Below are 14,854 nucleotides of genomic sequence, written 5' to 3'. Positions count from 1 at the left end.
GCTATCAAATTGAGACCAGTGCCATCTTCGGCAATATTTCAAGAAATTTCAGATCGCGCGATGAGCGGACTGGAACTATGTCCAAATGCGTAGCTCATACCACCGGTAACGATTCTCGCCGAGTTTGTACGAGATAACTTACGCGGAGCAGATAGCCATGTAACCAAGTTGTCACAGCAACTTGCCTAGATGACTAACTAGTCTCAAAACAAACGAAGGACAGGAGATAGGCAGCATTAATATCCCCTACAAGGCCATGGCCGCGCCCCTATAAACGTGCTCGCCAGAGCACCAGACCGCTTGATCTACGGGCTTTTCGCCTGACATTGAGCGCGCAAGACGATTGCACGAGAGTCTTCCACAAAGAAGATCCGCTGCATAACAGGGCAAGTCATAACTATAAGGCCTGGTTGCGCACATCTTGAGTGCACTTATTTAGACACTCGGAACTTTCTATGCCTGCACACGGCATTGTGGCGCCTGTAAGCCGCACTTTCGAGTGCACTAGTGAACGCTGAACACCATTAACTCCGGCCCTCTAAGGCCTGATATATACAGAGGTAATTGCGATGCGCATCAGCATATTTGGTTTGGGTTACGTTGGCGCAGTATGTGCCGGTTGCCTGTCTGCACGGGGCCATAACGTGGTTGGCGTCGATGTTGCCAAAGACAAGATCGACATGATCAACGCTGGCAAATCCCCCATTGTTGAACCGGGTCTGGGCGAACTTCTGCAACAAGGTATTCAGACCGGTCGTCTGCGTGGCACGACCAACTTCGCCGAAGCGATTCGCGACACCGACCTGTCGATGATCTGCGTCGGCACGCCGAGCAAGAAGAATGGCGACCTGGAACTCAACTACATCGAAGCGGTATGCCGCGAGATCGGTTTTGTCCTGCGTGAAAAAACCACCCGCCACACCATTGTCGTGCGCAGCACCGTATTGCCGGGTACCGTTGCCAACGTGGTGATCCCGATTCTCGAAGACTGCTCGGGCAAGAAGGCCGGTGTCGACTTCGGCGTTGCGGTCAACCCTGAGTTCCTGCGCGAATCCACCGCCATCGCCGACTACGACTTGCCACCGATGACCGTCATCGGCGAGTTCGACAAGGCCTCGGGCGACGTTCTGCAATCGCTGTACGAAGAACTCGACGCACCGATCATCCGCAAGGACATCGCCGTTGCCGAGATGATCAAGTACACCTGCAACGTCTGGCACGCGACCAAAGTGACCTTCGCCAACGAGATCGGCAACATCGCCAAAGCGGTCGGCGTCGATGGCCGTGAAGTGATGGAAGTGGTCTGCCAGGACAAGACCCTCAACCTGTCCCAGTACTACATGCGCCCGGGCTTCGCCTTCGGCGGTTCGTGCCTGCCAAAAGACGTGCGCGCCCTGACCTACCGCGCCGGTTCCCTGGACGTCGAAGCGCCGCTGCTCAACTCGCTGATGCGCAGCAACGAATCGCAAGTGCAGAACGCCTTCGACATCGTTGAAAGCCACGACAAACGCAAAGTCGCCCTGCTCGGCCTGAGCTTCAAGGCCGGCACCGACGACCTGCGCGAAAGCCCGCTGGTGGAACTGGCCGAAATGCTGATCGGCAAGGGTTACGACCTGAGCATCTACGACAGCAACGTCGAGTACGCCCGTGTTCACGGCGCGAACAAGGACTACATCGAGTCGAAAATCCCGCACGTGTCGTCCCTGCTCAACGCGGACTTCGATTCGGTGATCGACAACTCCGACGTGATCATCCTGGGTAACCGCGACGAGAAGTTCCGCGCGCTGGCGCAGCAGGCACCGCACGGCAAACAGGTCATCGACCTAGTCGGTTTCATGGCCAAGGCCACCGACGCCGGCACCCGTACCGAAGGCATTTGCTGGTAAGGCAGCAGCAAGCCTCAAGCTTCAAGCCGCAAGCAAAGGCACCACGCTTGCGGCTTGAAGCCTCCATCACCTTCGGATGACGCTGATGAGCAAGCTCAAACATTTTTTTCTGCAATCCGCCGGCTGGCTTTTTTATCTCAGTCTGCTGATGGGCCTGGCCTTGATGCTGCCCACGTCCACGTTCGACTCCGAGTCGAAGGACTTCATTTTCCTGATTGGCGCCGTGGGTATCTGGCGCTACTCGATGGGTGCAACGCACTTTGTGCGCGGCATGATTTTTCTCTACATCGTTTACCCGCACCTGCGCCGCAAAGTGCGCAAGCTGGGTAAGGCGGCGGACCCGTCGCATGTGTTCCTGATGGTCACCAGTTTCCGTATCGACGCGCTGACGACTGCGCAGGTCTACAGCTCGGTGATCCGCGAAGCCATCGACTGCGAACTGCCGACCACCGTGGTCTGCTCGATCGTCGAAATGTCCGATGAGCTGCTGGTCAAGGCACTGTGGGCGCGGATGAATCCGCCAGACCGCGTGAAGCTCGACTTCGTGCGCATTCCCGGCACCGGCAAACGTGATGGCCTGGCCTATGGTTTCCGCGCAATCTCCCGCCACCTGCCGGACGACCGCGCCGTGGTGGCCGTGATCGATGGCGACACCGTGCTCGGCGAAGGCACCGTGCGCAAGACCGTGCCGTGGTTCCAGCTGTTCGGTAACGTCGGCGGCCTGACCACCAACGAATTCTGCGAAGTGCGCGGCGGCTACATCATGAGCGAATGGCACAAGCTGCGCTTCGCCCAGCGCCACATCAACATGTGCTCGATGGCCCTGTCCAAACGCGTGCTGACCATGACCGGTCGTATGTCGGTGTTCCGCGCCACCGTGGTGACCAACCCGGAATTCATCGCCGACGTTGAAAGCGATTCGCTGCAACACTGGCGTCTGGGCCGTTTCAAGTTCTTGACCGGCGACGACAAGTCGAGCTGGTTCAGCCTGATGCGCCTCGGCTACGACACCTTTTACGTGCCTGACGCAGCGATCAACACCGTCGAACACCCGCCGGAAAAAAGCTTCATCAAGGCCAGCCGCAAACTGATGTTCCGCTGGTACGGCAACAACCTGCGCCAGAACTCGCGAGCGCTGGGCCTGGGTGTGAAACGCCTCGGCGCCTTCACCTCGGTGGTGCTGTTCGACCAGCGCGTGTCGATGTGGACCTCCTTGCTCGGCCTGACCGTGGCGCTCATCGCCAGCTTCAAATACGGCACCGCGTTCATCCTCGTTTACTTGCTGTGGATCGGCATCACCCGTCTGATCCTGACCCTGCTGCTGTCGTGCTCCGGTCACCGCATCGGCCCGGCTTACCCGGTGATTCTCTATTACAACCAGATCGTCGGCGCGCTGGTGAAGATCTACGTGTTCTTCCGCCTCGACCAACAATCCTGGACTCGCCAACCCACATCCCTGACCCGTGATCTCGCCAGCTTTCAACGTTGGTTCAACACCTGGTCGTCTCGGACCATGACCTTCTCCGCCGGCAGCATTTTCGTCGCCGTGCTGCTGATGATGGTCTGACCTGCCCCTATTGAATTAACAAGGAAATCGCCCCCATGAATACCGCCGTCAACGCCAACGTAGTGCATGAATCCGAAGCCCAGCGCCAACACGCCCGCGTGAAAATCCCGGCCAAGCTGCGCTTTTTCGGTCCCGACCGGACACCGGTTGAAGCGCGGGTTCTCGACCTGTCCGCCGGTGGTCTGGCGTTCAACGCCGGGCAAATGCCGCTGACCCTCGGCGAGGTGTACAAGGCGCGTCTGCAATTCGTCATCGACAACCTCGGCCTGGCCATGGACGTTGAACTGCAAGTGCGTTCCTACGACCGCCAGACCGGTCGAGTCGGCTGCCAGTTCCAGAACCTCGAGCAGCAGGACATTTCCACCCTGCGCCACTTGATCACCTCGCACCTGGCCGGCGACATCGTCAGCATCGGTGAAGTGCTGGCGACCCTGCAGCGCGACAACTTCACCAAGGCACGCAAGGTCAAGGACGGCGGCTCTGGCATGACCCCGTTCGGTCGCCTGAAAGCGGTGACCTTCAGCGCCGGCATTTTCGCGGTAGGCCTGGTCGCGGCGGGTTTCATTTTCAAATCGGTGTACAGCATGTACTTCGTCAGCCACGCGCAGGCTGGCCTCGTCAGCGTGCCGGGGATGAACATCACCATGCCGCGCGACGGCACCGTGCAGAGCCTGGTCAAGTCCGACGGCGTTGCGGCCAAAGGCGCGCCACTGGCGACCTTCAGCACCAGCATGCTCGACGTCCTCAAGGGCCATCTGGAAGAAGATCAACTGTCCCCGGCCAAGGTGGAAGAACTGTTCGGCAAGCAAATGACCGGCACCCTGACTTCGCCGTGCGACTGCACCGTGGCCCAGCAACTGGTGGCTGACGGTCAGTACGCGAGCAAGGGCGATGTGATCTTCCAACTGGTGCCGCGCAACACCCTGGCCAACGTTGATGCGCGCTTCTCCTATCGCCAGTTCGGCGACGTGCGTCCGGGCACCCCGGTGAACTTCCAGATTGCCGGCGAAGACAAGACCCGCTCCGGCAAGATTGTCAGCAGCACCAGCCTGAAAAGCGCAGACCTGTCCTCCGACATCCGCGTGCAGATCAAGCCTGACGAGCCGCTCGACAGCAGCCTCGCCGGCCGCCCGGTGGAAGTGAACAGCGACCGTGGCCCGAACCTGAACTGGCTGATCGACAAAGCCATGGCTGCCGGTCTTTAAGTCGAGGACATGCCTGTGACTACTCATATCTTCAACACACCGCCGACCCTGTGGGAGCGAGCCTGCTCGCGATGGGAGCGCCGCGGTTTGTCTGATGTACCGAGTTGCCTGAATCGCGAGCAGGCTCACTCCTACAGGGGGACGGTGTGCGCCTTGGCATTGGCGGTGAGTCTGGCCGGTTGCGCCGGCCTGCCCGATCAGCGTCTGGCCAACGAAGCGCTCAAGCGTGGCGACACCGCCACCGCCGCGCAGAACTATCAGCAACTGGCCGATCTGGGTTACAGCGAGGCGCAAGTCGGCCTCGCCGATATCCAGGTCGACAGCCGTGACCCTGCGCAAATGAAACAGGCCGAGGCGACTTACCGCGCCGCCGCCAGTGTTTCGCCGCGTGCGCAGGCGCGTCTCGGTCGCCTGCTGGTGGCCAAACCGGGTTCCACCGAAGCCGAGCATCAGGAAGCCGAAAGCCTGCTGAAAAAAGCCGCCGCCAATGGCGAAGGCAACACGTTGATCCCGCTGGCGATGCTGTATCTGCAATACCCGCACAGCTTCCCGAACATCAACGCGCAGCAGCAGATCGATCAGTGGCGCAAATCCGGTTACCCGGAAGCGGGTCTGGCGCAGGTGCTGCTGTATCGCACCCAAGGCACCTACGACCAGCACCTGGATGACGTGGAAAAAATCTGCAAAGCCGCGCTCAACACCACCGACATCTGCTACGTCGAACTGGCCACCGTTTACCAGAAACGTGCTCAGCCAGAGCAGCAGGCCGAGCTGATCAAGCAGCTGCAGGCCGGTTACAGCCGTGGCACCGTCACCGCGCAGCGCGTCGATTCCGTGGCCCGTGTACTGGCCGATTCGACCCTGGGCAAACCTGACGAAAAAACCGCGCAGTCGCTGCTCGAGCCGATCGCTCCGGGCTACCCGGCGTCGTGGGTGACCCTCGCGCAATTGCTCTACGACTACCCGGAACTGGGCGACGTCGACCAGATGATGAAGTACCTCGACAACGGCCGAGCCGCCGACCAGCCGCGCGCCGAGCTGTTGCTGGGCAAGCTCTACTACGAAGGCAAAATGGTCCCGGCCGACGCCAAAGTCGCCGAAGAACATTTCCAGAAAGCCGTTGGCCGCGAAGTCGCCGCCGACTACTACCTCGGGCAGATCTATCGCCGGGGCTACCTCGGCAAGGTCTATCCGCAGAAAGCCCTCGATCATCTGCTGACCGCTGCGCGCAACGGCCAGAACAGCGCCGATTTCGCCATCGCCCAACTGTTCTCGCAAGGCAAAGGCACCCAGCCCGACCCGGTCAACGCCTACGTCTTCAGCCAATTGGCCAAGGCGCAAAACACCCCGCAAGCCGATGAGCTGGCGACCACCCTCGCCGCGCAACTGCCGCCCGAGCGCTTGGCCCAAGCCCAACGTCTGCTGCAACAAGAGCAAGCCAGCCGTGGCGCTCTGAACCAGAACACGCTGCAACTGCACGCCCTGCAAGAAGAAGACGGCGAGGAAAAATTATGAAGTTGAATCCATTCGTGAAAGCCGGTATTGGCCTCACCTTCGCGCTGATCTGGTCTTGCCCGACCCTGGCCGCGATGACTGAAAGCAAAAACTTCGGCCTCGAAGTGAAAGTCACCGGCCAGTCCGAAGACGACCGTGACCTCGGCACCGCCAAGGGCGGCGACGTCAACGGCGTCGGCCTTGACCTGCGTCCGTGGGTCTACGGCGAAAGCGGCGCGTGGAGCGCTTACGCCATGGGCCAGGCCGTGACCTCGACCGACATCATCGAAACCGACACCCTGCAGCAGTCCGACAGCGAAGGCGCACAGACCACCGACAACGGTGATCGCAAAACCAAGAAAAACTACCTGGCGATGCGCGAGTTCTGGGTCGGCTACAGCGGCCTCACTCCGTACCCGGGCGAGATCCTCAAGTTCGGTCGCCAGCGCCTGCGCAACGACGACGGCCAATGGCGCGACACCAACATCGAAGCGCTGAACTGGACCTTCGACACCACCCTGTTGCGCGCCAACGCCGGTGTCGCCGAACGCTTCAGCGAATACCGCACCGACCTCAAAGAGCTGGCGCCGAAAGACAAGGATCGCCTGCACGCCTATGCCGACGCCGCTTACCAGTGGACACCGGGGCAATGGGTCGGCATTCGCGGTCACCACACCCACGATGACGGCAAACTCGATTATGCCGAGCCGGGCGTACCCCGCGACTCGCTGGATAAAACCGAGAACGGCGACATCAGTTGGCTCGGCCTCACCGCCGACAGCGACGCCTACAACTGGCGCAACACCAACACCGTCAATTACTGGGGCAGCATCACCGGCATGAGCGGCGACCGCGACTCGGTCAACGCCCTCAACGCCGATGGTTCGCGCCCGGCACAAGCCAAGCGCAGCGATGACGTCAACGGCTGGGCCACCGACATCGGCGTGCGTCTGCGCCTCGATCCGCAATGGCAAGTCGGTGGTGCCTACGCCCGCGCCAGCGCCGATTACGAACAGAACGGTCTGGAAAGCAACCGCTCCAACTACACCGGTACGCGCTCGCGCGTTCACCGTTTCGGCGAAGCCTTCCGTGGCGAAATGAACAACATGCAGACCGCGACGTTGTTCGGTTCGTGGATGGTCAACGACGAGTACGACGCCAGCCTGATTTACCACAAGTTCTGGCGCGTCGACGGCAACAAACCGGTGGGCAGCAACGGCATCAACGCCGTGGAAAACAACACCGACGACGCCACCGGCGCGATCCTTTCCAGCACCTCGCTGCCGCTTGAAGACGGCAACAAGGATCTGGGTCAGGAGATGGACCTGGTCGTCACCAAGTATTTCAAGCAAGGCCTGTTGCCGGCGGCGTTGAGCCAGTCGATCGACGAGCCATCGGCCCTGGTGCGTTTCCGTGGCGGTGTGTTCAAACCGGGCGATGCCTATGGCAAGCAGGTTGATTCGTACATGCACCGCGCGTTCATCGACGTGATCTGGCGCTTCTGATGCAAACCGCCAAGGGAGTGCCCGACATGCACCATGCAAGGAAAGGCTCGCTCAGCCTGTTGGCCGGCGCCATGCTGCTGGCCTCCGCTGGCGCCTTCGCCACGGTGGAACCGACTGTGCCCCAACAGGGCAAACCGGCGACCACCGCCAAAGAGCTGCAACAAGCCAAGACCTACACCGTCAGCAGCGCGCCGACCGAGGCGCTGCAACTGGCCAAGCCGAAGCTGCCTGACCTGTCCGGTTTCACCGCCGAGGCCGCCGCCGCGAAGATCAACCGCAGCAAAGCGGGCAAGATCAGCGTGCGCCGGATGATGCAGGAAGACGCGCTGAAGGACTTCATCGGCGGCGACAACAAGATGGCCGAATGGGTGGTGCGTCAGCACGGCATCCCGCAGGCGATCTTCGTCGACGACGGCTACATGAACCTCAAGGATCTGGCGCAGAAACTGCCCAAGCAGTACTTCAGCGAGACCTCGCCGGGCGTGTACCTGTCGAAGCTGCCGATCGTGGTCGGCCGTAAAGGCATTCTCGAAATCGACGGTCAGACCCAGGAATTGCGCCTGTCGCAAGAGGCCGGTTCGTTCCTGGTCAACGACGGTCAGCTGTTTGTGCGTGACACCAAAATCACTGGCTGGCGCGAGAAGGACAACGGCCCGGCGACCTTCCGCTCGCCGAAGGAATTCCGTCCGTTCCTGCTCGCCTGGGGTGGCACCGAGACCTACATCGTCAACAGCAAGATGGCCAGTTTCGGCTACGCCAACAGTAAGTCGTACGGCGTGAGTATTTCCCAGTACACGCCGAACATGGCCAAGGTCCTCAAGCGTCCTGAGCCGACGGGCTGGATCGTCGGCTCCGAGTTCTCCGACATGTGGTACGGCTTCTACTGCTACGAGACCCGCGACTTCGTGGTCAAGGGCAACACCTACAAAGACAACATCGTCTACGGCATCGACCCGCACGACCGTTCCCACGGCCTGATCATTGCCGAGAACACCGTGCACGGTACGAAGAAGAAGCACGGGATCATTATTTCCCGTGAGGTCAACGACAGCTTCATCTTCAACAACAAAAGCTTCGACAACCACCTCTCGGGCCTGGTGATCGACCGTAACAGCGTCAACAACATCATTGCCTACAACGAGATCTACAAGAACCACACTGACGGCATCACCCTTTACGAGTCCGCCGACAACCTGCTGTGGGGCAACAAGGTCATCAGCAACAAGCGCCACGGCATCCGCATTCGTAACAGCGTGAACATTCGCCTCTACGAAAACGTCGCCATGGCCAACGGTTTGACCGGCGTCTACGGGCACATCAAGGACCTCACCGACACCGACCGTGACATCAAGCTCGACCCGTTCGATGCGCAGGTGTCGCTGATCGTCGTCGGCGGTGAACTGGCGGCCAACGGCAGCGGCCCGCTGTCGATTGATTCGCCTTTGAGTGTCGAGCTGTATCGCGTGTCGATGCTGGCGCCGACCAAATCCAGCGGCATCAGCTTCAACGGCATCCTCGGCGAGCGCCAGGATGAAATTCTCGACCTGCTGGTGCGCCAGCAGAAAGCCGTGCTGATCGACCCTGTCGAACGCCAGACCGAACTGCAGGACTGAGGATAATTTTATGCACCCACACTTGATCAGATTACTCAGCCTGTCGGCCCTGACCGTGGGCATTCTCGCGGCCAGCAACGGCGCCCGCGCCGATGAAGGCGCCGCCGCCACGCCGCCGAAGTTCAGCGCCGAACCGTGCTGCAACCTGTGCCCGGCCGCCCATGACGCGAAGAACTACACCACGCGTTACCAGCAGAACTTCACCACCCTGGTGCAGGCACAAGGCGACTGGCTGTTCCGGACTCAGGAAGACCTGCGTACCGAGTTCGACACCACCCCGGCCGGCTACAAACGCCTGCAACAGCTGCACGATGCGTTCAAGGCCAAAGGCGTCGAGCTGGTGATCGTTTACCAGCCGACCCGAGGTCTGGTGAATCGCAACAAGCTCAACCCGCAGGAAAAAGCCGCGTTCGATTACGAGAAAGCGCTGGGCAACTACAAGACCATGCTCGGCCGTTTCGCCAAGATGGGCTACGTGGTGCCAGACCTGTCGCCGCTGACCAACGAATCGCTGCCGGACACCCTGCCCGCCCACGATTTCTACTTCCGCGGCGACCAGCACTGGACGCCCTACGGTGCGCAGCGCACGGCGAAAATCGTCGCCGAGAAGGTCAAGCAGATCCCGGCCTTCGCCGACGTGCCCAAGCGTGAATTCGAAACCAAACGCTCCGGGCGCATGGGCAAGACCGGCACCCTGCACAACATGGCCGGGCAACTGTGCGGCACCAGTTACGCGATCCAGTACATGGACCAGTTCACCACCGAGCCGAAAGGTGAGGCCGGCGACGGCGATCTGTTCGGCGATTCCGGCAACCCGCAAATCACCCTCGTGGGTACTTCGCACAGCGGCAAGAACTACAACTTCGCCGGCTTCCTCGAAGAAGCCATCGGTGCTGACATTCTCAACGTCGCGTTCCCCGGCGGTGGTCTGGAAGGTTCGATGTTGCAGTACCTCGGCAGCGACGAATTCCAGAAGACCCCGCCGAAAATTCTCATCTGGGAATTCTCGCCGCTGTACCGCCTCGACCAGGAAACCATCTATCGCCAGATGATGTCTCTTCTCGACAACGGCTGCGAAGGCAAAGACGCACAGATGACCGCGAGCACCACGCTCAAGCCTGGCGGCAAACAAGAACTGCTGGTCAACAGCAAGAACCTGAACCTGCAAAACAGCAGCCATCAGGTCGACATCCGCTTCGCCGACCCCTCGGTGAAAACCCTGCAAGCCACCCTCTGGTACATGAACGGTCGCCACGAGGACATCAAGATCGAGAAACCGGAAACCTCCGACACCGACGGTCGTTTCGCCTTTGAGCTGCGCACGGACGAAGACTGGGCCTCGCAAAACCTGCTGGCGGTCGAAGTCCAGGGCCCGGAAGCGGGTACCGCGCCACAGAAAGTCGAAGCGAAAATCTGCAAACGCAACGTATTCCCGGGCGCTGGGCCACAAACCGCTCAGGTCGGGCAATGAGGTCTGCTATGCGAAATCCGAAATTGAAATCTTTTCTGGCACCGACGCTGCTGAGCCTGGCGATGTTCGCCGGGGCGACTCAGGCCGCCGCGCCACTGCGTCCACCTCAGGGCTATTTCGCGCCTGTGGATAAATTCAAGACCGGCGATAACAGCGAAGGCTGCGATGCAATGCCGGCGCCGTACACCGGGCCGCTGCAATTTCGCAGCAAATACGAAGGCTCGGACAAGGCCCGTTCGACCCTGAACGTGCAGTCGGAAAAAGCCTTCCGCGACACCACCAAAGACATCACCACGCTGGAACGCGGCACCGCCAAACGGGTGATGCAGTTCATGCGCGACGGTCGTCCGGAGCAGCTTGATTGCACGCTCAACTGGTTGACCGCGTGGGCCAAGGCCGACGCGTTGATGTCGAAAGACTTCAACCACACCGGCAAGTCGATGCGCAAATGGGCGCTGGGCAGCATGGCGTCTTCGTACATTCGCCTGAAATTCTCCGACTCGCATCCGCTGGCTCAACACCAGCAAGAGTCGCAGGAGATCGAAGCGTGGTTCAGCAAAATGGCCGATCAGGTGGTCAGCGACTGGGACAACCTGCCACTGGAAAAAACCAACAACCACTCGTACTGGGCCGCATGGTCGGTGATGGCGACCTCGGTCGCGACCAACCGCCGCGACCTGTTTGACTGGGCGGTGAAGGAATACAAGGTCGGCGCCAATCAAGTCGATGCCGACGGTTACCTGCCGAACGAACTCAAGCGCCAGCAACGCGCCCTCGCCTATCACAACTACGCCCTGCCGCCGCTGGCGATGATCGCCAGTTTCGCCCAGGTCAACGGGGTTGATTTGCGTCAGGAAAACAATGGTGCGCTGAAACGTCTGGGTGATCGAGTGTTGTCGGGGGTGAAAGACCCGGACGAATTCGAGAAGAAAAACGGCAAAAAGCAGGACATGACCGACTTGAAAGAGGACATGAAATTCGCCTGGCTTGAACCGTTCTGCACGCTCTACACCTGCCCGGCGGATGTCATCGAGAAGAAGCGCGGCATGCAGCCGTTCAAGACCTTCCGCCTCGGCGGGGACCTGACCAAGGTCTACGACCCGTTCCATGAAAAGGGCAACAAGGGTTCGTAAGACCAGACGCAAAACCTGTGGGAGCGAGCCTGCTCGCGAATACGGTCTGACATTCAAAAGTGATGTCGACTGACACGACGCTTTCGCGAGCAGGCTCGCTCCCACAGGGGCCAGTGTCAGGTTTAGAGATTTGTGAGTTGGCCCGCCGGTTTTTCGTGGGGGGTTTGGGGGGGCTTTGGCCCTTGACTGTTGGTTCAAACATGGAGAGATCGGGATGGTATTTTCATCCAACGTGTTCCTGTTTCTGTTCTTGCCGATCTTTCTCGGCTTGTACTACTTGAGCGGGCAACGCTATCGCAACCTGCTGCTGCTGATCGCCAGCTACGTGTTCTACGCCTGGTGGCGTGTGGACTTCCTCGCGCTGTTCGCCGCCGTCACGCTGTGGAACTACTGGATCGGCCTCAAAGTCGGTGCCGCCGGTGTCAGAACCAAACCGGCGCAGCGCTGGCTGTTGCTTGGCGTCGCGGTGGACCTGTGCATCCTCGGCTACTTCAAGTACGCCAACTTCGGCGTCGACAGCATCAACGCGATGATGACGTCGGTCGGTCTTGAGCCGTTCATCCTCACCCACGTGCTGCTGCCGATCGGTATCTCGTTCTACATCTTCGAGTCGATCAGCTACATCATCGACGTGTATCGCGGCGACACCCCGGCCACCCGTAACCTGATCGACTTTGCTGCATTCGTGGCGATCTTCCCGCACCTGATTGCCGGCCCGGTACTGCGCTTCCGCGACCTCGCCGACCAGTTCAACAACCGCACCCATACCCTCGACAAGTTCTCCGAGGGCTGCACGCGGTTCATGCAGGGTTTCATCAAGAAGGTCTTCATCGCCGACACCCTCGCGGTGGTCGCCGACCATTGCTTCGCCCTGCAAAACCCGACCACGGGCGATGCCTGGCTCGGCGCGCTGGCGTACACCGCGCAGCTGTATTTCGACTTCTCCGGTTACAGCGACATGGCCATCGGTCTGGGCTTGATGATGGGTTTCCGCTTCATGGAAAACTTCAAGCAGCCGTACATCAGCCAATCGATCACCGAGTTCTGGCGCCGCTGGCACATCAGCCTGTCGACCTGGCTGCGTGACTATCTGTACATCACCCTCGGCGGCAACCGCAAAGGCACGCTGATGACCTATCGCAACCTGTTCCTGACCATGCTGCTCGGTGGTCTGTGGCACGGCGCGAACATCACTTACATCGTCTGGGGTGCCTGGCACGGGATGTGGCTGGCGATTGAAAAAGCCCTGGGCCTGAACACTTCACCACGCAGCCTCAACCCGATCCGCTGGGCGCTGACCTTCCTGCTCGTGGTCATGGGCTGGGTGATCTTCCGTGCCGAGAACCTGCACGTTGCCGGGCGTATGTACGGCGCAATGTTCAGCTTCGGCGACTGGTCGCTGTCGGAACTCAATCAGGCCAGCCTCACCGGTCTGCAAGTGGCGACCCTCGTTGTGGCTTACGTGACGCTGGCGTTCTTCGGCCTGCGCGATCTGTACACCAACCAGCCGCCAGCCAAAACCAAACCTGAAGTCAACGTCGAGGCCAACGGCCCTGCCACCGCGACCCCGGGAATGATCAAGGCAGCGCCTGGCGAAAACCCGGCGAGCATCCATGAGCCTGGCTACACCGTCGGCGTCGAAGCCCAGGTGCAACCGGCCTACTGGAGCGCTGACTGGTCACATTACGTGATGCGCGGCCTGATCCTGCTGCTGTTCATTGCCTCGATTCTCAAACTCTCGGCGCAAAGCTTCTCGCCGTTCCTTTACTTCCAGTTCTGAGGGATCTGACATGACCCGCTCATTACGCATCTTCTACATCGCCCTGTTCCTGGTGACCCTGCTGGTGCTCGGTCTGTGGTCGGTACGCAGCTTCTTCGGCTTCAGCACCAACGCCGATGCAACGGTGCTCAACGGCCGCTGGACCAAGGCTGTGGAAACGCACTACGACGATGAATTCCCGATCAAGCGTCTGGGCACCAACCTCTGGGCCGCGCTGGATTTCAAACTGTTCAACGAAGGTCGTCCGGGCGTGGTGCTCGGTCGCGATCAGTGGTTGTACAGCGATGAGGAATTCAACCCGATCGTCAATGAAGAGCTGAACCTGCAAGGTAACTATGCGCTGGTCGAAGGCGTGCGCCAGACCCTGAAAGAGAAAGGCGTGAAACTGGTGATGGCGATTGTGCCGGCCAAGGTTCGCTTGTACCCGGAGCATCTGGGTGAAGTGAAACCGGCGAGCATCCACGCCAACCTGTATCAGGATTTCCACAACCGTGTGGCAGCCGACAAGATCCTCGCCCCCGACCTGCTCAAGCCCTTCCAGCAGGCCAAGCAGAACGGTCAGCAAGTGTTCCTGCGCACCGACACGCACTGGACACCTGAGGGCGCCGAGATTGCGGCGAACACCCTGGCGAAAACCATCGCCGACAAGTTCCCGCTCAGCGGCGAGCCGCAGCGCTTCGTCACCACACCGGCGGAGAAGGTCACGCACAAGGGCGACCTGCGTTTGTTCCTGCCGCTCGATCCGCTGTTTGAAAACCTGATGCCGGCGCAAGAGCCGCTGCAAAAGCGCAACACCGTCGCGGCCGGCGATCAGCCTGCCGGTGACGACGCGCTGTTCGCCAGCCATGAAGTGCCGGTGGCACTGGTCGGTACCAGCTACAGCGCCAACCCCAACTGGAACTTCGTCGGTGCGCTGAAACAAGCGCTGCACAGCGACGTGGTGAGCTACGCCGAAGACGGCCACGGCCCGATCCTGCCGATGCTCAGCTACCTGAAAAGCGATGACTTCAAGAACAGCCCGCCACAGGTGCTGATCTGGGAGTTTCCTGAACGTTATCTGCCTGTGAACAACGAAATCGGTGACGCCGACCCGCAGTGGGTCGCAGAGCTTAAACAAGCCGGCGCGCGCCAACAAAACGTAGCCATCAACACTAAATCCGAGACGCCCGATCGGGCGCAAAACTGAAAGAGAGGTACACC

General features: G+C 60.3%; 10 protein-coding genes and 1 pseudogene. 10 read left to right on the top strand and 1 reads right to left on the bottom strand.

Annotation, left to right across the window (positions count from 1 at the left end; all coding sequences use genetic code 11):
* Positions 1-569: 569 nt before the first annotated feature.
* The 8 genes from P3G59_RS04905 (at position 570) to P3G59_RS04870 (ending at position 11,874) form a co-directional block, all read left to right on the top strand.
* A complete protein-coding gene (locus P3G59_RS04905; protein ID WP_277760669.1) occupies positions 570-1,886 on the top strand; it encodes a UDP-glucose/GDP-mannose dehydrogenase family protein in 1,317 nt (438 codons plus the stop codon).
* A gap of 85 nt (positions 1,887-1,971) precedes the next feature.
* Positions 1,972-3,453 (top strand): mannuronan synthase, encoded by a 1,482-nt coding sequence (gene alg8, locus P3G59_RS04900; RefSeq protein ID WP_277760668.1) that lies wholly within the window; start codon positions 1,972-1,974, stop codon positions 3,451-3,453.
* Between the two features lie 35 nt (positions 3,454-3,488).
* Complete coding sequence (locus P3G59_RS04895; RefSeq protein WP_277760667.1) at positions 3,489-4,658, top strand: alginate biosynthesis protein Alg44; 1,170 nt, start codon at positions 3,489-3,491, stop codon at positions 4,656-4,658.
* Between the two features lie 9 nt (positions 4,659-4,667).
* A complete protein-coding gene (gene algK, locus P3G59_RS04890) occupies positions 4,668-6,173 on the top strand; it encodes an alginate biosynthesis TPR repeat lipoprotein AlgK (protein ID WP_277760666.1) in 1,506 nt (501 codons plus the stop codon).
* A complete protein-coding gene (locus P3G59_RS04885) occupies positions 6,170-7,657 on the top strand; it encodes an alginate export family protein (RefSeq protein ID WP_277760665.1) in 1,488 nt (495 codons plus the stop codon). The genes algK and P3G59_RS04885 overlap by 4 nt, the downstream gene beginning before the upstream one ends.
* Positions 7,658-7,683: 26 nt before the next feature.
* Positions 7,684-9,270 carry a mannuronan 5-epimerase AlgG gene (gene algG, locus P3G59_RS04880; protein ID WP_277760664.1) on the top strand — a complete coding sequence of 529 codons (1,587 nt, stop codon included), beginning with the start codon at positions 7,684-7,686 and terminating at the stop codon, positions 9,268-9,270.
* 10 nt (positions 9,271-9,280) lie between these two features.
* On the top strand, positions 9,281-10,741 hold the full coding sequence (locus P3G59_RS04875) for an alginate O-acetyltransferase (protein ID WP_277760663.1): 1,461 nt from the start codon (positions 9,281-9,283) through the stop codon (positions 10,739-10,741).
* Between the two features lie 8 nt (positions 10,742-10,749).
* The gene (locus P3G59_RS04870) at positions 10,750-11,874 is read left to right on the top strand and encodes a mannuronate-specific alginate lyase (protein ID WP_277760662.1); all 1,125 of its coding nucleotides are present in this window, start codon (positions 10,750-10,752) and stop codon (positions 11,872-11,874) included.
* A gap of 12 nt (positions 11,875-11,886) precedes the next feature.
* On the opposite strand, the pseudogene P3G59_RS29445 reads toward P3G59_RS04870, so the two are convergent.
* Positions 11,887-11,994: pseudogene (locus P3G59_RS29445) on the bottom strand (metal ABC transporter ATP-binding protein); the annotation flags it as partial.
* 94 nt (positions 11,995-12,088) lie between these two features.
* Here P3G59_RS29445 and P3G59_RS04865 point away from each other — a divergent pair.
* Together P3G59_RS04865 and P3G59_RS04860 are read left to right on the top strand one after the other, a co-directional pair.
* Positions 12,089-13,654: an MBOAT family protein gene (locus P3G59_RS04865; RefSeq protein WP_277760661.1), complete on the top strand. Its 1,566-nt coding sequence runs from the start codon at positions 12,089-12,091 to the stop codon at positions 13,652-13,654.
* A gap of 10 nt (positions 13,655-13,664) precedes the next feature.
* Positions 13,665-14,840 carry an alginate O-acetyltransferase gene (locus P3G59_RS04860; RefSeq protein ID WP_277760660.1) on the top strand — a complete coding sequence of 392 codons (1,176 nt, stop codon included), beginning with the start codon at positions 13,665-13,667 and terminating at the stop codon, positions 14,838-14,840.
* The last annotated feature ends 14 nt before the right edge of the window (positions 14,841-14,854 follow it).

Source organism: Pseudomonas sp. A34-9 (genome assembly GCF_029543085.1).
Lineage (GTDB): Bacteria > Pseudomonadota > Gammaproteobacteria > Pseudomonadales > Pseudomonadaceae > Aquipseudomonas.
The sequence above is the reverse complement of the archived record's forward strand: the minus strand, read 5'-3'. Positions and strand labels throughout refer to the sequence as shown.